Here is a 16955-nt window from a genome sequence, read left to right on the forward strand (position 1 = left end):
GGCGTCTCCTCTGGCGGCGGTCGTAGGTCTTGCAGCCCACGATAGTCTGGCCCCAGCCTGGTCCACCGCGCCAGACATTTGTTCCGGGGGAACCACATGAGCCTGTCCGATCTGCCGGCCGCCGGGAGCGCCTCACCCGCCACCGCCGAACCGGTCCGGCCCGTCCGGCCGGTGTGGACCGCCGGCGTCGTCCTGGTCAACGTGGGCATCAACGCCGCCTTCTTCGGCCCGCTCCAGGTCCTCCTCGGCCAGCAGGCCGCGGTGTTCGACGAGGGGCAGAAGGAGGCCATCCTGGCTTTGGTCACCGGGGCGGGCGCGGCCGTGTCCGTGGTGGCGAATCCGCTGAGCGGCGCGCTGAGCGACCGCACCGCGGCACGGCGGGGCCGGCGGGTCCCGTGGGTGGTCTCCGGAGCGGTGCTGGGCGCCGCCGCCCTGGTGGCGCTCGCCGGGGCGCCGAACGTGGCCGTCATGGCGCTGCTGTGGTGCCTGGTCCAGGCCGGCTGCAACGCCGCCTACGCCGCCATCACCGCGGCGATCCCGGACCGGGTCCCCGTCGCCCAGCGCGGCACCGTGGGCGGCCTCGCCGCGATGGGCCAGACCGTCGGCATCCTGCTGGGCGCCGTGATCGCCGCCGTCGTCGCCGGGCACTTTGGCCTGGGCTATGTGCTCTGCGCCGCCGTCCTGCTCGCCGGCGTCGTGCTGTATTACCGGCGCAACGACGACGTCGCCCTCCCGCCGGGGAGCGGCCGCCGTTCGCGCTGGCCGCGTTCCTCCGCAGCTTCTGGGTTTCCCCGGCCCGTTACCCGGACTTCGCCTGGGCCTGGCTGACCCGGCTGCTGGTGAACATCGGCAACCACATGATCACCCTCTACCTCCTGTTCTTCCTCACGGACGCGGTCCGGCTCCGCGAAACCCAGGGCATCGAGGCCGAATTCGGCGTGCTGATCCTGACCGGCCTGTACGCGGTGATGGTGATCATCACCAGCGTGATCGGCGGCCGGCTCAGCGACCGTATGGGGCGGCGCAAACCCTTGGTCATCGTCTCCTCCGCCGTGATCGCCGCGGCCGCGCTGGTCCTGGCCTTCGACCCCACCTGGCCCGGGGCGCTCGTGGGCGCGTCGGTGCTCGGCATCGGCTTCGGCGCCTACCTCGCCGTCGACTTCGCGCTGATCACCCAGGTGCTGCCGACGGCGCTGAGCCGCGGCAAGGATCTGGGCGTCATCAACATCGCCAACTCGCTCCCGCAGGTGCTCGCGCCGCTTATCGCCTACCCGTTTGTCGCCCTCTGGGGCGGGTACGTCTCGCTCTACATCGCGGCCGCCGTGATCGGGCTGCTGGGTGCGGTGTTCGTCGTGAAAATCAAGGGCGTGGACTGAGCCGCGGGCTCCCGTGTGACTGGCCGGGCGCCCAGCCCGGTGCCGTATAGTGGACGGGATTCCCGCGGCACCCCGGCGGAGCACGCCTCCGCAGTGCCGAGAAAACGACCCCGGAACCTTGCCGATGCCTGAGTCTCTTTCCGATCTTCCCCCGATGGCCCCGCCGCCCACGCTGCCCCGGCAGCGGCAGCGCTACGCCCGCATCCTCGACGTCGCCGCCGGCTTCGCCCGCACCGGCCTCGACGCCGTCGTGCTCTCCGAAGTGGCCGCGAAGGCCGACGTGCCGCTGGGCACCCTCTACCGGTACTTCCCCTCCTCCACCCAGCTGATGCTGGCCCTCTACCGCAAGCAGCTGGGCGAGCTGCACGTGGGGGAACGGCCCGCCGGAACCCGCGCCCCGGTACACGTCCTGGTAGGCGTCGTGATGGAGATCTTCCACATGCGCCTGATGCAGCCGGCCGTGGAACAGTGCCTGAACCGGGTGGTGTACGCCAAGGACACGGACACCACCCGCCTGTTGCGCGACATTGACGCGACGGCGGAGAAGGCCGTCACCGCCGTCAGCGGCGACCCCGTGGTGTCCCGGGTCCTGCTGCTGACCGTGACCGGGCTGGTGCAGTCCGTGCGGTGCCGCCGGCTCTCGCTCTTCGAGGCCGAGGAGGACCTGAAGCGGGCCTGCTCCCTCTTCGAGCGAGGATCCCAGGCGGCCAAGCCGGTCTAGACCGGTTACTCCTTTGTGTCCGGCAGACTCCGGCCCGGCCCCCGAATCTGGCTACCATGGCAACACCGGAGCGGCGCCATGCCAGCACTTTCCGGAATCTCCACTGCAGGCCCGCCACCCTGGGGCCGCCGCCGGAGTTCCCCACGACCACCCTGGGCGCGTCCGCGCCCAGGCAGCCAAGTGCCGTATGCCCACGGTCAGCCCCAGGAGACAACGACGTGTCCATTGAAACCATCCTGCCCACTTCCGCCGACGACGCAGCCGGGGCCGCAACCGCCCCGATCGACGACCAGGAAATCTTCGCCTCCCACCAGGGCGGCAAACTCTCCATTGCCAGCACCGTCCCGCTGGAGAGCAAGCGCGACCTCTCCATCGCCTACACCCCGGGCGTCGCCCAGGTCAGCCGGGCGATCGCCGCGGAACCGGAACTCGCCAAGACCCTCACCTGGGCCGAACGCCTCGTGGTGGTAGTCAGCGACGGCACCGCCGTCCTCGGCCTCGGCAACATCGGCCCCAGCGCCTCCCTCCCGGTAATGGAGGGCAAGTCCGCCCTCTTCAAGGCCTTCGGTGACCTCGACTCCATCCCGCTGGTACTCAACACCACCGACGTCGACGAGATCGTGGAGACCCTGGTCCGCCTGCGACCCAGCTTCGGTGCCGTCAACCTTGAGGACGTCTCGGCCCCGCGCTGCTTCGAGCTCGAGGACAAGCTGATCGAGGCCCTCGACTGCCCCGTCATGCACGATGACCAGCACGGCACCGCCGTCGTGGTCCTCGCCGCCCTCACCGGTGCCGCGAAGGTCGCCGGCCGCGACCTGGAGGGCCTGCGCGTGGTGGTCTCCGGCGCCGGCGCCGCCGGCATCGCCGTCGCCGAAATCCTGCTGACCGCCGGGATCGACGACGTCGTCCTGCTGGACTCCCGCGGCGTGATCAACCGGGAGCGGGCAGACATCGCCGCGGACCCCGCCAGCAAGAAGGCCCGGCTCGCGGCCCGCAGCAACCCCCGCGGCGTCAGCGGCGGCCCGGGCGAGGCGCTGGAGGCGGCCGACGTCTTCATCGGCGTCTCCTCGTCCCGGCTGGACGAGGCGCACCTGGCACGGATGACCGACGGCGCGATCGTCTTCGCCCTCTCCAACCCGGACCCGGAGGTGCTGCCCGAGGTCGCCACGAAGTACGCGGCCGTCGTCGCCACCGGCCGCAGCGACTTCCCGAACCAGATCAACAACGTCCTGGCCTTCCCCGGCATCTTCCGCGGCGCGCTCGACGCCGGTGCGCGCCGGATCACTCCGGCCATGAAGCTGGCCGCCGCGCGGGCCATCGCCGCGCTCGCCGAGGAGGACCTCTCCGCCGACTACATCGTGCCCAGCCCGCTGGACCCGCGCGTCGCCCCGGCGGTGGCCGCCGCCGTCGCCGCCGCGGTCGCCGAGGGGTAGGAAGGCCGGGCCTAGACTGGGCAGGTGTTCGCCGAAACGCTCGTCACCGTCCTGTGCGGCCTGGCCATCCTGACCGGGGTGGCGGGCATCGTCATCCCGGTCCTGCCGGGCAGCATCCTGATTGCCCTCAGCCTGCTCGCCTGGGCCCTCTGGGGCGGGGCGGGCACCACCGGCTGGGTGGTCCTGGCCGTGGGCGGGGTGTTCGTGCTGGCCGGCATGACCGCCGGCGCGGTGCTCACGGGCCGGAAACTCAAGGAGCACAGCATCCCCGGCCGCTCGGTGGTCACCGGGCTGGTGTTCGGCGTCGTCGGCATGTTCCTGATTCCCGTGGTGGGACTCTTCGTCGGGTTCGCCGCGGGCCTGCTGCTGAGCGAGCTGCACCGCACCCGCGCCTGGCGCACCGCCGCGGCGTCCAGCTGGGCGGCCCTGAAGGCCACGGGCCTGGGCATGCTGGCCGAGTTCGGCCTGGCCTGCCTGGCCGCCGGCACCTGGGTGATCGGGGTCTGGACCGCCGCCGTCGCCTAGCGGCTTAGCGGTAGGTCCGGGGTTCCGTCGGGGGGCCTAGTCGGCGAGCAGGCCGGTGGTCCGGTAGGGGATGACCTCGCGCAGGAACATGCTGGTGGAGGTCCGGACGATGCCTGGGCAGAGCCGGATCTCCTCGGAGACCCGGTAGAGGTCGTCCGGGCTGGTGGCGACCACCCGGATCAGCAGGTCGGTGTCCCCGGCTGGGGCGTGGCATTCGAGGACCTCGGGGATGTTCCGGAGCGCGGCAATGGCCTCGTTCAGGTGGCTCTGGTCCAGTTCGGCGCTCACCGCCGCCGCGACGCCGCGGCCCAGGGCGGCGGGGAGGACCCGGCTGCTGTTGGCCCGCAGGGCACCCGAGGCGGTCATCCGCTCCAGCCGCGACTGCACGGTCCCGCGGGCCAGGCCCAGTTTCTGCGCCAGCAACATGATCGGCATCCGGGGTTCCTCGTCGAGGGCCAGGAGGATCCGCCGGTCCGTTCCGTCGAGCTGCTGCAATCTGACCACTCCCTGCTAGATGTTTGGGTCCGCCTTGGTCAGTCTGATCAATGCCACCGGCGTCCGTTGCATCAACTGTAGGGCTTCTGCTCAAATGGTGGCAACAAGGGAATTCCGGCCACCGCCGGCACCCAATGGCTAAAGATCTCCCGGCACACCTCCCGGATTCTGGACCCGGCTCCCGCAAGGGGCCCGCCGCTGATTGACTCTTGTTCACACCCTGGTCATTCCGCACACCCTGGCAAGAGCCCCTGAGCCCCCGACGTCGGTTTCCCGAAGTCATCGGTGGCTGAGGGGCTCTTGTGCCGTCCGGCATAGGCTTGACCCATGGATGCCGCCGGCCGTTTCGCCCCCAGCCCCTCGGGAGAGCTGCACGCCGGCAACCTCCGCACGGCCCTCCTGGCGTGGCTCTTCGCCCGCTCCTCCCGCCGCCGGTTCCTGCTGCGCGTGGAGGACCTGGACCGGGCCCGCTCCGGCGCCGAGGAGGCGCAGCTGCGCGACCTGGCCGCGATCGGCCTCACCTGGGACGGCCCAGTCGTCCGCCAGACCGACCGGGAGCCGCTCTATGCCGCCGCGATTGACCGGCTGGCCGCGGCTGGCCTGACCTACGAATGTTTCTGCACCCGGCGCGAGATTCAGGAGGCACCGTCGGCCCCGCACGCGCCGCAGGGCGCCTACCCGGGGACCTGCCGGAACCTGGACGACGCCGAACGCGAGGCCAGGCGCGCCCTCAGGCCCGCCGCCATCCGGCTGAGGGCCGCGGTCACCGAGGGCACCGTCCGGGACCGGCTCCTGGGGAGTTTCACCGGGGTCGTGGACGACTTCGTGCTTCGCCGCGCCGACGGGGTCACCGCCTACAACCTCGCCGTCGTGGTCGACGACGGCGAACAGGGCATCGACCAGGTGGTCCGGGGAGATGACCTGCTGCCCTCCACCCCGCGCCAGGCCTATCTCGCCGGGCTGCTGAATATTCCCGTGCCGGAATATGCGCACGTGCCGCTGGTGCTCAACGCCGACGGTGCCCGGCTGGCCAAGCGGGACGGCGCCGTCACCCTGGCGGACCTCGCCGCCGCCGGCGTGACCGCGGACCGGGTCCGGGACCTGCTCCTGGCCTCGCTCGGGCTGCCTCCTGGCTCCCTACAGAATGCTCTGGAAGCCTTCGACCCGGCCGCGCTGCCGCGGGAGCCCTGGGTGTGGCCGGGGATGACGGACGCGTAGGCTGAACCCATGCCCGAAACAGAGCCTTCCGCACCGCGCTTCACCGTCGAGACGGCCAGGGTCCTCGCCGAGGTGGCCCACAACCGGCAAAAGGACAAGCTGAAACGGCCCTACCGCGAGCACGTGCTGGCCGTCGGCGACGCGCTGGCCGACTTTGACGAGGACATCCAGATCGCCGGCTACCTGCACGACATCGCTGAGGACACCCCGATCACCCGGCAGGCGCTGCTGGAGATGGGAGTCCCCGAGCGGGCCGTGGACATCATCGAGCGGGTCACCAAGCGGCTGCAGGACAACCCGGACGACTACCAGTCAGGAATCCGCGCGATCGCGGAGCACCACGACGCCACGCTGGTCAAGATCGCGGACAACGCCCACAACTCGCTCCCCGAGCGGGTGCAGGCCCTGGCCGAGAAATGGCCGGACAAGCCGCCGGTGACCCGGTACGCGGACGCACGTCCCGTCCTCTACGCGGCCGTCCCGGTCGAGGAAACCCGCAAGATCCTGGCCCGGATCAACCCCTGGTTGCTGGAGGAACTCGAAGGGGACGCCTAGACCCGGCCCAGCAGGTCGATGTCCTCGAGGAACTCCTGCTGCACCTCGACACTGACGGTGGTGCGGGTATCCGCGATCGCGTCGAGGTAGTCCTGGGTCGCGGGGCCCCGCCGCACGGCGCTTCCCGCCGGGGCGCCGGAACCGGGCGCTCCGCCGTCGCCCTCCCCGTACACCGCGTTCTCCAGGGCGCGCTGCGAGGCGCTGCGGGCGGCGTATTCGATGTCCGCGGGGAGAAGCCCTCCGTGCGTTCCACCAGCAGCTCGATGTCGACGCCGTCCACCACCGCGGCGGGAATGAAGCGCTGCCACATCGCCTCGCGGGCCTGCCGGTCCGGGAGGCCGATGGGGATGACGTAGTCGAACCGGCCATGGCGCAGGAAGGCGGAATCCAGGGCGCGGATGAAGTTGGTGGCGCAGACCAGCAGGCGGCCCGGCTGCTCCCGGAAGGCCGGGATGATCTTCAGCAGTTCGTTGGTCACGCCCTGCAGCGGCGAGGGCGGATCCCCGGCGCGCTGCGAGGCGATTTCCTCCACCTCGTCGATGAAGACGACGGCGTGTTCCAGCTCCGCGATCTCCAGGAACGTCTCCCGCAGCGCGCCGGCCAGGCCCAGCGGGTCCGCGGCCAGCCGGGACGGGAAGACCTCCACGAAGGGCCACTCCAGCCGGGACGCGATCGCCTTGGCGAAGGTGGTCTTCCCGGTGCCGGGCGGGCCGAAGAGGACGACGGCCCGCGGCGGGACCACCCCGAACTCGTCGGCCAGCTCGGCCTCCGCCAGCGGCAGCACCAGCCGCCGCTCCAGGAGTTCCTTCTCGTTCCGCATCCCGGCGACGTTCTCCCAGAGGTCCCGCGCCAGGATCCGGCCGCCCAGCTGGCTCAGCGGCTCCAGTTCCTGGCGCTGGACCGGGATCCGGCGCTCGAAGTAGCGGAGGTTCTTCTTCAGCACGAACCCGCGGCCCAGGAACGCCTCCACCCGGGTCTCGGATTCGGGCATCAGCGCGGAGAGCTTGTTCAGCCCGTGGGGGGCCATCCGGTTTTCCACCGCGGCCAACAGCGAGGTGCCGATGCCGCGGCCGCGGTACTCGGGCAGGGTGGCCAGGAAGACGATCCAGCCCTGGTCGTGGGCGGCGCGGCCGACCGCGGCGCCCACCACCTGCTCGCCCTGCACCGCCACCACGGCGTGGTCCTTTTCGCAGGAGGCGAGGACCTCGGAGAGGGCGTAGACCGGCTCGACGTTCGAGGCCTTCAGGGTCTCCCAGAGGTGCAGGATCCCGTCCAGGTCCGCGGAGTGGAAGTCCCGGATGCGCCAGCTGGTCATGTGTTTCTCCCGGTGGATCGTCGTTGAGCCCGAAGGAATGCCTGGTCCGAGCTTAGGCGATCCGGCCTAGACGGTCCCGCCGCCGGCTCCCGGACCCGGCCGGTTAGCTACCAGCGGGGCGGGGCCGGTGAAGCCGTCTCGCACCGCGGCGATCTCCAGGATGCGGTGCTTGCAGAGCCGCCAGCCGAGCATCAGCAGCGGGATGATGACCACCAGGGAGGCGATGGTCCAGGTGCCCACGGGCGAGTCGAAGGCCATCAGGACCAGGACGGCCAGCAGGAACGCCAGGGTGATCCAGCCGGTCACGGGCGCGCCGGGCATCCGGAAGGAGGGCCGGAGGAGTTCGCCGCGAGCCGCGAGTTTCGCCAGCTGCATCTGGCAGAGCACGATCATGCCCCAGGTGCTGATGATGCCCAGCGACGCGACGTTCAGGACGATTTCGAAGGCCTCGGCCGGGACCACGGCGTTGAGGATGACGCCGAGGACGGCCACGCCGGCGGTCAGGGCGATGCCGCCGTACGGCACTCCGGCCTTGTTCATCCGGGCGGCGAACTTCGGGGCGGAGCCGGAGACGGACATGGAGCGCATGATCCGGCCGGTGGAGTAGAGGCCAGCGTTCAGGGAGGACAGCGCGGCGGTGAGGACCACCAGGTTCATGATGGCGTCCACGCCGTCGACGCCGATGGAGCCGAAAAAGGTCACGAAGGGGCTCTCGCCGGCCTTGTAGGCGTTGAAGGGCAGCAGCAGGGAGAGCAGGATCAGCGAGCCGACGTAGAACACCGCGATCCGCACGATCACCGTGTTGATGGCCCTGGGCATGATCTTCTCCGGGTTTTCGGTCTCGCCGGCGGCGGTACCGATCAGCTCGATGGAGGCGTAGGCGAACACGACGCCCTGCATCACGACGACGGCGGGCAGCAGGCCGTTCGGGAAGAAGCCGCCGTTGTCCGCGATCAGGGTGAAGCCCACCTCGTGGCCGGGGACCGGGGTGCCGAAGATGACGAAGTAGATGCCGACCAGCAGGAAGGAGACCAGGGCCACCACCTTGATCAGCGCGAACCAGAACTCCATCTCACCGAAGACCTTGACGCTGATCAGGTTCAGGCCCAGGACCAGGATCAGGGCCGCCAGGGCCCAGGTCCACTGCGGCACGTCCGCGATCGGCGCCCAGTACTTCTTGAAGAAGTTCATGTAGAGCGCGACGGCGGTGATGTCCACGATCGCGGTCATCGCCCAGTTCAGCCAGTACAGCCAGCCGGTGACGAAGGCGGCCTTCTCGCCGAAGAATTCGCGGGCGTAGGAGACGAACGATCCCGAAGAGGGCCGGTGCATGACCAGTTCGCCCAGGGCGCGGAGGATCATGAAGGCGAAGAAGCCGCAGAGGGCGTAGCTGATGATCAGGGCGGGACCGGCCGCGGCGAGCCGCCCGCCGGCGCCCATGAACAGGCCGGTGCCGATCGCGCCGCCGATCGCGATCATCTGGACCTGACGGGGTTTGAGGCTCTTGTGGTAGCCCTGGTCCTCGGCGTGCAGGGCCGCCTCGGTGGCGTGGGCGTGCAGCGGGATGGTGTGGTCAGTGACCGTGGGCCGGGGGAGCGTGCTGTTCCGGGAGATGACATGGGGGGGTCCTTTTGGGGATTCGGGGGACGCTACTTGCTCAGGTTGGCCAGGCGCTGCGGGCTGAGGAGGTCGGCGAGCTGCTCGGCGGTGAGCAGCCCGTGTTCGAGGACCAGTTCCGCGACTCCCTTGCCGGTGGCGAGGGCTTCCTGGGCGATGGCCGTGGCGGTCGCGTAACCCAGGTGCGGGTTCAGCGCGGTGACCAGGCCGATTGACTGCTCCACGGTGAGGCGGAGCCGTTCGGTGTTGGCGGTGATGCCCCGGACGCAGCGTGCCGTGAGGGTGCGGCAGGCGGCTTCCAGGTGGGAGATGCTCTTGTGGAGGCTGTGGACGATGATCGGTTCGAAGGCGTTCAGCTGCAGCTGGCCCGCCTCGGCGGCCATGGTGATGGTGACGTCATTGCCGATCACCTCGTAGGCGACCTGGCTGACCACCTCGGGGATGACCGGGTTGATCTTGCCGGGCATGATCGAGGAGCCGGACTGCACGGCGGGCAGGTTGATCTCGCCCAGGCCGGCGCGGGGTCCGGAGGAGAGCAGGCGGAGGTCGTTGCAGATCTTGGACAGCTTCACGGCCACCCGCTTCAGCACGCCGGAGAGGTGCACGAACGCGCCCACATCCTGGGTGGCCTCGATCAGGTCGACGGCGGTGACCAGCGGCAGGCCGGTGATCTGGGCGAGGTGCCGGCAGGCGGCCTCGGCGTAGCCGGCCGGGGCGTTCAGCCCGGTGCCGATCGCGGTGGCGCCGAGGTTGATCTCGTGGATCAGCAGGTCCGCCTCGGCCAGCCGGAGCCGGTCCTCGCCGATGGTGACGGCGTAGGTGCCGAACTCCTGGCCGAGGGTCATCGGGACGGCGTCCTGGAGCTGGGTGCGGCCCATCTTGACGACAGTGCGGAACTCCATGGCCTTCGCTGCGAACGCGTCCTCGAGTTCGGTGAGGGCCTCGAGCAATTCCCGGGCGGCGAAGATGGTGCCGAGCTTCACCGCGGTGGGGTACACGTCGTTGGTGGACTGGCTGAGGTTGACGTGGTCGTTGGGGTGCAGCTGCGCGTAGTCGCCCTTGGGGTAGCCCAGGATTTCGAGCGCCCGGTTAGCGATCACCTCGTTGGCGTTCATGTTCGACGACGTTCCGGCGCCGCCCTGGATGACGTCGACGACGAACTGCTCGCTGAGCTTGCCGCCCATGACGTCGGTGCAGGCTTCCTCGATGGCCTCCGCACGGCGGGCGTCCAGCAGGCCCAGCTCGTGGTTGGCGCGGGCAGCGGCCAGCTTCACGGCGGCGAGTCCGCGGACCAGGTACATGTTGGAGGACAGCGGCTGGCCGGTGATGGGGAAGTTCTCGACGGCGCGGAGGGTGTGGACGCCCCAGTAGGCGTCGGCGGGGACGTCCCGGTCGCCCAGGAGGTCGTGTTCCGAGCGGAAGTCTGCGGTGGCGGGGGTGGTCATGGCGTTCCTTAGCGTGCGTCGGTGCTGGGGGTGATGGAGGGGAGGAAGTCGGTGGCCTGGAGCAGCCCCACGGGGTGGCCGCCGCCCAGGACGGGCGCCGTCGCGAGGCCGGACAGGGCCTCCGCGTCGATGCCAAAGGCCGTCAGGATCCGGACGGTGACGGGCATCCGGGCGCGGTCGCCGCCGTCGGAGATCTTCACGGCAACGCCGCGGCCGTCCGGCAGGCCGACGAGCTGGACGCCCTCGAAGCCGTCCTTGGCGACCAGGCCGGGGACAAGGCGCATCAGGGCGGTGACGTCCCGGTCCCGTCCGGCCACCATCTCCGGGTGGCGGCGCATCGCGTCGGCCACGGCGGCTTCCGCTGTGTCGATTCCAGCGGTGCCGTTCCCGGCGGCGATCCGGCCGAAGGCGCGGGCCATGCCGCCGAGGGTCAGGGCAAACAGCGGGGTCCCGCAGCCATCCGTGGACGTCCGTTCCGGTTCCTGGCCGGTCAGTTCCTCGACCGTCCGGGCCACGTGCTGCTGCAGCGGGTGGCCGGGGTCGAGATACCCGGCCACGGGCCAGCCGTTGATGATGCAGGTGGCGGCCATCGCGGCGTGCTTGCCGGAGCAGTTCTGGGCCAGCTGGGTGGCGGTGCCCCCGGCGCGGAGCCATTCCTCGCGCTCGCGGACGCCGTAGGGCAGGTCGGTGCTGTTTTCCAGCGCGTCCGGGCCGAGGCCGTGCAGTTCCAGGATGCGCAGGGCACCGTCGCGGTGCTCGGGGCCGCCGGAGTGGCTGGCCGCGGCGAGGGCCAGGAGGTCGGTCGGGAGTTCGAGGCCGGCTCGGACCATGGCTACCGCCTGCAGCGGCTTCAGGGCCGAGCGGGGGTAGAACGGGGCTTGCGGGTCGCCGGCGGAGAGCAGCAGGGAACCGTCGGCGGCGGTGGCCGCCGCCGAGCCGTAGTGGATGCTTTCCACCAGCCCATCGCGGGTCTGGGCCGCCAGGGCGGCGTGCTGCGGCAGGCCGGCCGGGTCCAGGCGGTCCGGGGCGAGGGCGGGGAAGGCAAAGTCATGGTGTCCTTTGGATCGGGTGGGCGTGGGTGGTGCCCGGTGGTGGCCGCTTAGGCGGCGCTGTCGGGGTGCAGGATGGAGGCGAGGGCCTCGCCGACGGCGTGCAGGTGCTGGCTCATGGCCACCCGTGCAGTCGCGGCGTCGCCGGCCTCGATGGCGGCGAGGATCTTCCGGTGCTCGTCGTTAGAGGCGTGCTGGCGGTCGGCCACCATGTTCAGGGTCTCCGACTGGGAGGCCAGCGCCTCGCGGATCTCCGCGACGACGTTTTCGAAGACCTTGTTCCGGCTGGCCTTGGCGATCAGGGCGTGGAAGTTCGAGTCCAGGCCCACCCACACCTCGGGATCGTCCTCGCCGGCCATCTCGGCGACGATGTCCCGCATGGTTTCCAGCTCCTCGGCGGAGCGCCGTTCCGCGGCCAGGCCGGCGGCGGGGACCTCGATGTGGGGCCGCGCCTCGGTCAGGTCCAGGGCCGAATACTGGCCGAGGACCAGGTCAGTGGCGACGCGGTCCGCGACCACGAAGGTGCCGCGCCCGGTGCGGGTCACGGTCAGGCCCAGCGCGGTGCAGGAGCGCAGGGCCTCCCGGACCACGGAACGGCTGACGCCGTACTGCTGGGCGAGGGTGGCCTCGGAGCTGAGTTTCGCGCCAACGGGGAGTTTCCCGGATTCGATATCCGAGCGGAGGACGTTGAAGACGGCTTCGGCGGCGCTGAGGCGGGCGAGAGGCTGTCCAGCTGTCCGGCTGTCTGACAGGTTCACGTTTCAAATATGGCAGGGGTCACATCGGGCTGTCAACACGCGGGGCCGGATGACGGGGATCTGCGGCGGGATCTCCTAGATCCCCAGGGAAGCCAGGCTCTGCCGCAGCGTCTCGGCGCTGTGGTGCAGCGAGGCGATCTCGCCGTCGTCCATGGTCGTTTCCAGCACCGTCCGCACGCCGCCGCGGCCCACGACGCTGGGCAGGGACAGGGCGACGCCGGTGATCCCGTGCTGGCCGTTCAGGACCGTGGAGACGGGCAGGACGGCGTTTTCAGAGCGGAGCAGGGCCTCGACGATCCGGGCGCCGGAGAGCCCGATGGCGTAGTTCGTGGCGCCCTTCCCGGCGATCACCTTGTAAGCCGCCTGCGTGACTTCCCGGGCGGTCTCGGCGAGGGAGGCGTCGGTGAAGATGCGGCTGCCGTCGACCGTCCACTCCCGGATGGGGACCGGCCCGATCGTGGCGCCGGACCAGACCGGGAACTCGGTGTCCCCGTGTTCGCCCACCATGTTGGCGTGGACGCTGCTCACGGAGACGCCCGCCCGGTGCGCCAGCAGCCACCGCAGCCGGGAGGTATCCAGCACGGTCCCGGAGGAGAAAATGCGCGACGGCGGCAGGCCGGTGATTTTCTGCGCGGCGACCGTGAGCACGTCGCAGGGGTTGGTGACCAGGACGTAGACGGCGTCCGGGGCATGATCGATGAGGCGGGGCATGAGCTGTTCGAGGATCCGGACGTTGGTTCCGGCGAGGTCCAGCCGGGTCTGGCCGGGCGACTGCTTCGCCCCGGCGGTGATGACCACGACGTCCGCGCTGGCCACCGCGGCGATGTCCCCGCCGCCGTCGACCGTCACGGCTGCGGCGGAGAACTGGGTGCCGTGGGCCAGGTCCAGGACCTCCGCCTCGGCCTTCGCGGCGTTGACGTCGTAGAGCGCGACGTGGCCGGCGGATCCCCGGATCAGGGCGGCATAAGCCAGCGAGGTGCCGACGCTGCCGGCGCCGACGACGGCGAGTTTGGTGCCGGAGCGTGTTGCTTCAGGCGTTGCTGCCGTTGCCATGGGCGGTCAGCCGGCCGGGGTGACGACGGTGCCGGCGGTCTCTCCGCCGTCGATGACGAACTCGGCGCCGGTGACGAAGGAGGACTCGTCGCCGGCCAGGTAGACGGCCAGGTCCGCCACATCCACGGGTTCACCGATGCGGTGGAGGGCGACGTGCCCGGTATCGAAGGTCATGCCGTCGGTCATCGGGGTGCGGATGACACCGGGGTGGATCGAGTTGACCCGGGTGCCGTCGCGGCCGAGGTCCAGGGCGGCGGCCTTGGTCAGGCCGCGGATGCCGAACTTAGCTGCGGTGTAACCGGGGAGGTTCTCGTAGCCGCGGATCCCGGCGATCGAGGAGACGTTGATGATGGAGGAGCTGCCCGCCCGGGCGAGGGCAGGGGCCGCTGCCTTGATGCCGTTGAAGACGCCGGTGAGGTTGACCTCGATGATGCGGTCCCACTGCTCGTGCGGGTACTCGTCGATGCGGCCGAAGGTCACGATCCCGGCGTTGTTGACCAGGATGCTGAGGCCGCCGAAGGCCGTGACGGCCTGGTCAACGGCGGCGTCCCAGTCCCCGGGCCGGGTCACGTCGAGGTGGACGTAGCGGAGCCGGTCGCCGAGGTCGGCAGCCAGCGCGGCGCCGTCGTCGTCAAGGACATCCCCGACGACGGCGCTGGCGCCCTCCTCGAGGAAGCGCCGGGCCATGGCCGCGCCGATGCCGCGGGCGCCGCCGCTGATCAGGGCCACCTTGCCGTCCAACCGTCCCATCGCGCACCCGCCCTTCCGGCGCCGTCCGGGCGCCACTGTGGACCGGCCGCGCGGCCGGCCCTCCCAGCATGCCCGCCGAGGGCGGGGCGGGGAGGGCCGTTGTGCCCGGGGGTCAGAGGTGCTGGATGCCCGCCCGCTGCATGGCGTCCTTGTAGACGGCGACGTTCTTGGCGAGCAGTTCCTCCTGCTTGGCCGCTGAGACGGCGAAGGCGCGGCCGCCGAGGGCGGTGGCCTTGTAGATCTTGATGCCGCGGTTCTTCAGCGAGGAGTGGTACGTCTTCTCGAAGAGGGTGAGGAAGGAGTGGGCGTCGGCGCCGTGGGCGATCACGGCGGAGGCGCGCTTGTTGATCTTCATGAACTGGCGGAACGGGCGGAGGCCGTCGGTCTTTTCCTGGACGTTCAGCGCCGTGGGAAGGCCGGGGTCCCGGACCCAGGGGTAGGCGTTCCAGGGCATTACGTAACGGGGGTCGAGATCCACGGCCTCGTAGATGGACGTGGCGCGCTGGGCGGCTTCGTCGTCGTTGAGGTGGGAGAGGAAACCCGATTCGCAGCCCTTGCCGGGCGAGATATGGAGGCTGACGATCCGGCATTCGTCCTCGTCATGGACGGGGTCGATGTAGGGGACCACCGAGCCCGGCTTCTTCTCCCTGAGCTCATCACAGAGTTGGGTGACGGCGGCGATGTTCGGTTCCTGCAGCAGGGTCTTCTTCTCGTCCCAGTCAATCGTCACGATTTCTCCCTCAGCACTTGGCGTCCAGAATCAGGCGTCTCTGTCCACTCTACGCCGCTAGGCTGGGAGCCATTTCCCGGGGCCGGGCAAGAGTCCACGGACCCCTTGGCCCCGGGCTCGACGGCGGCGTACGCTTTGAGTGCCTGCAGGTAACCATCTGATTTTCACGGGCCGTTCAGGGTGTTTCGATTCCCGGGCCAGCTCATAGCGAGATCGCGAAGGTACCTGCAGGTTCTGTGTTTAAGTCGGGGCATTCCCCGCGCAGCGGTGTCCGACTTTGCCCGAGCCAGCAAGCTGGGCGTCGGACGGCTCGTTGCAGCTCAAGCCGCGACCTTTTTCTTCCGCCCGAGCCGCCGTGCCCTCATTCGATGACGCTCCGCCCTCAGCTCCGGCCCTCCCAGAGGCAGGGAACCATGGGCATGATCCGTCGCTGGCTCCCCTCCCTGTGCTGATCTGAAACACGCTCCACTTCCCGTTGAGTTGCCGGGAAGAGGTGGCGCTGTTGAGGTGTAGGTGTGACCGGTGGGGGTGGTGAGTTCGAGGGTGTGGAGGCCAACTTGGAACTTGTCGCCGGGCTTGCCTCCCTGGTTCGCCCCGGGTCCGTCGGCCGGCTGGGCTCTGGTTAATGTCGCGGCCCGGATTCTTGGTCCAGCACGGATGACCGATTCTGTCCTATCGACCGGTCGGGCGGTCCAGCCGGGGGTTTCTTTGGTGTGGTTGCAGGCTTCGCAGAGTCCTGCGCCGTTGGCTGCTGTGGTTGCTCCGCCGCTGTGCCAGGGAACGATGTGGTCCAGGTGCCGGATGGGTGCGTCGCAGTACGGGGTCCGGCAGGTGGTGTCGCGGGCCTCGATGAACCGGCGCAGACCTGCGGGGAAGAACCGGGCCCGGGAATCCATGCCGATGAGTTCGCCTGTGCCGGGAGCGGTGTAAAGCCGCCGCACCCACGTTGTGAGCTCTGGGATGTCGCCCTTGGCAGCCACGAGTTTCCTTGCCCACCCGGCCGGGACGACACCGTAGCCGGCGAGCCTAGCGGGTTCAGTATCTCCGGCGAGGAGGGTCCGGTCGGTCATGACAAGTTGGACCTCGATACCGGTGATCCCGCCAGGTATCCCCGTGACCCGTTCCACCAACGCATCGGCCATCAGTTGGCCGCGGGGTCTGGTGTCTCCGGTGGCGCGGGCGGTGTCGGCGTGCCGGGTCAACGCCGCGTAGGCGGCCACTCCTGCGGCGACGGGAAGCAGGGCGGTGAGGTAGCACATGGTGTCCGGTGCCGGGCGGAGACTGACACTCCGTTCGGTTTCGGCGTGTGCCGCGCGTTGGGTGACGGAGCGTGGGTCGTGCCGATAGGCGGCGGCTTTGGCTGCGGAGATGATGGCGCGGTCTCCGGCGCCGTCGAAGGTGCCGGTGTCGGCGGCGAGTTCCTCGTCCACCGCGGCCCTATCGGAGGCGTCCAGGCAGGCAGTCTCACGGACCAGGAGCGTGGCCCGCCATTCATTCAGCCGCCCGGTGTCGAGAGCGGCGAGCGTGTGCGGCATTTCGGTAACCAGCGCTCGGGCCAGCCCCAGGAGGCGGGAGCCTTTAGCCGGGGATTCACGCCGCGCCAACGCGACCTCCGCCCCGACCCCGGCACCGAGCTGGTCAGCGGGCAAGCCCAGAGCAGCTTGTTCCCGACGCCGGACCAGATCCAAAGCCACCGCCAACCTGGCCTGGCGGGCTGAGATCGCGGATTTCCTGTCCTCGAGGGCGCGGAGCTCATCGATGATCGCCGCTGCGTTTCCCACTGTGGGGGCCGCTGCAGCGACTGAGTCTTCGAAAAGCTTCCGAATGCCTTCCATAAATCAATTCAACCGGGAGGGTCTGACATTTCAAGGATCGAACGCGGAGACCTCCCTGGCGGCTTGAGGAACGCCGCAAA

General features: G+C 70.0%; 14 protein-coding genes and 2 pseudogenes. 6 read left to right on the forward strand and 10 right to left on the reverse strand.

Annotated elements, in window-relative coordinates; translation table 11 throughout:
• The first annotated feature begins 96 nt into the window (after nucleotides 1-96).
• From ACRQ5B_RS06675 to ACRQ5B_RS06690, 4 genes and pseudogenes are all read left to right on the forward strand, one after another.
• Nucleotides 97-1376: pseudogene (locus ACRQ5B_RS06675) on the forward strand (MFS transporter).
• A gap of 124 nt (nucleotides 1377-1500) precedes the next feature.
• Complete coding sequence (locus tag ACRQ5B_RS06680; RefSeq protein ID WP_432398143.1) at nucleotides 1501-2097, forward strand: helix-turn-helix domain-containing protein; 597 nt, start codon at nucleotides 1501-1503, stop codon at nucleotides 2095-2097.
• A 218-nt stretch (nucleotides 2098-2315) separates the two neighbouring features.
• Complete coding sequence (locus tag ACRQ5B_RS06685) at nucleotides 2316-3530, forward strand: NAD(P)-dependent malic enzyme (protein ID WP_432398146.1); 1215 nt, start codon at nucleotides 2316-2318, stop codon at nucleotides 3528-3530.
• A gap of 24 nt (nucleotides 3531-3554) precedes the next feature.
• A complete protein-coding gene (locus ACRQ5B_RS06690) occupies nucleotides 3555-4055 on the forward strand; it encodes a DUF456 domain-containing protein (protein WP_432398151.1) in 501 nt (166 codons plus the stop codon).
• 36 nt (nucleotides 4056-4091) lie between these two features.
• Here the strand turns inward: ACRQ5B_RS06690 and ACRQ5B_RS06695 are convergent, their stop codons facing one another.
• Nucleotides 4092-4550 (reverse strand): Lrp/AsnC family transcriptional regulator, encoded by a 459-nt coding sequence (locus ACRQ5B_RS06695; protein WP_400159627.1) that lies wholly within the window; start codon nucleotides 4548-4550, stop codon nucleotides 4092-4094.
• Nucleotides 4551-4877: 327 nt separating this feature from the next.
• Between ACRQ5B_RS06695 and gluQRS the strand changes: the two genes are divergently transcribed.
• Nucleotides 4878-5768, forward strand: coding sequence for a tRNA glutamyl-Q(34) synthetase GluQRS (gluQRS, locus tag ACRQ5B_RS06700; RefSeq protein WP_432398154.1), 891 nt, complete (start codon nucleotides 4878-4880; stop codon nucleotides 5766-5768).
• A gap of 9 nt (nucleotides 5769-5777) precedes the next feature.
• Nucleotides 5778-6323 carry an HD domain-containing protein gene (locus tag ACRQ5B_RS06705; protein WP_432398157.1) on the forward strand — a complete coding sequence of 182 codons (546 nt, stop codon included), beginning with the start codon at nucleotides 5778-5780 and terminating at the stop codon, nucleotides 6321-6323.
• Here ACRQ5B_RS06705 and ACRQ5B_RS06710 read toward each other — a convergent pair.
• The 9 genes and pseudogenes from ACRQ5B_RS06710 to ACRQ5B_RS06750 form a co-directional block, all read right to left on the reverse strand.
• Nucleotides 6320-7638 (reverse strand): annotated as a pseudogene (locus tag ACRQ5B_RS06710) (ATP-binding protein). The gene ACRQ5B_RS06705 and the pseudogene ACRQ5B_RS06710 sit on opposite strands and share 4 nt — an antisense overlap.
• A gap of 66 nt (nucleotides 7639-7704) precedes the next feature.
• Nucleotides 7705-9117 carry an amino acid permease gene (locus ACRQ5B_RS06715; protein ID WP_432398160.1) on the reverse strand — a complete coding sequence of 471 codons (1413 nt, stop codon included), beginning with the start codon at nucleotides 9115-9117 and terminating at the stop codon, nucleotides 7705-7707.
• Between the two features lie 170 nt (nucleotides 9118-9287).
• Nucleotides 9288-10700 (reverse strand): aspartate ammonia-lyase, encoded by a 1413-nt coding sequence (locus tag ACRQ5B_RS06720; protein ID WP_432398162.1) that lies wholly within the window; start codon nucleotides 10698-10700, stop codon nucleotides 9288-9290.
• Nucleotides 10701-10708: 8 nt separating this feature from the next.
• A complete protein-coding gene (locus ACRQ5B_RS06725) occupies nucleotides 10709-11716 on the reverse strand; it encodes an asparaginase (protein WP_432398712.1) in 1008 nt (335 codons plus the stop codon).
• Nucleotides 11717-11799: 83 nt separating this feature from the next.
• A complete protein-coding gene (locus ACRQ5B_RS06730) occupies nucleotides 11800-12507 on the reverse strand; it encodes a FadR/GntR family transcriptional regulator (RefSeq protein WP_432398164.1) in 708 nt (235 codons plus the stop codon).
• A gap of 75 nt (nucleotides 12508-12582) precedes the next feature.
• A complete protein-coding gene (locus ACRQ5B_RS06735) occupies nucleotides 12583-13560 on the reverse strand; it encodes an L-lactate dehydrogenase (protein ID WP_432398167.1) in 978 nt (325 codons plus the stop codon).
• Between the two features lie 6 nt (nucleotides 13561-13566).
• On the reverse strand, nucleotides 13567-14310 hold the full coding sequence (locus tag ACRQ5B_RS06740; RefSeq protein ID WP_432398170.1) for an SDR family oxidoreductase: 744 nt from the start codon (nucleotides 14308-14310) through the stop codon (nucleotides 13567-13569).
• A gap of 112 nt (nucleotides 14311-14422) precedes the next feature.
• Entirely contained in the window at nucleotides 14423-15040 is a 618-nt protein-coding gene (locus tag ACRQ5B_RS06745) for a uracil-DNA glycosylase (RefSeq protein WP_432398173.1), read from the reverse strand.
• A gap of 320 nt (nucleotides 15041-15360) precedes the next feature.
• Nucleotides 15361-16875, reverse strand: a complete 1515-nt coding sequence (locus tag ACRQ5B_RS06750) for an HNH endonuclease (protein ID WP_432398176.1) — start codon at nucleotides 16873-16875, stop codon at nucleotides 15361-15363.
• Between the last annotated feature and the right edge of the window lie 80 nt (nucleotides 16876-16955).

It is taken from the genome of Pseudarthrobacter sp. L19 (assembly GCF_050859435.1).
Lineage (GTDB): Bacteria > Actinomycetota > Actinomycetes > Actinomycetales > Micrococcaceae > Arthrobacter.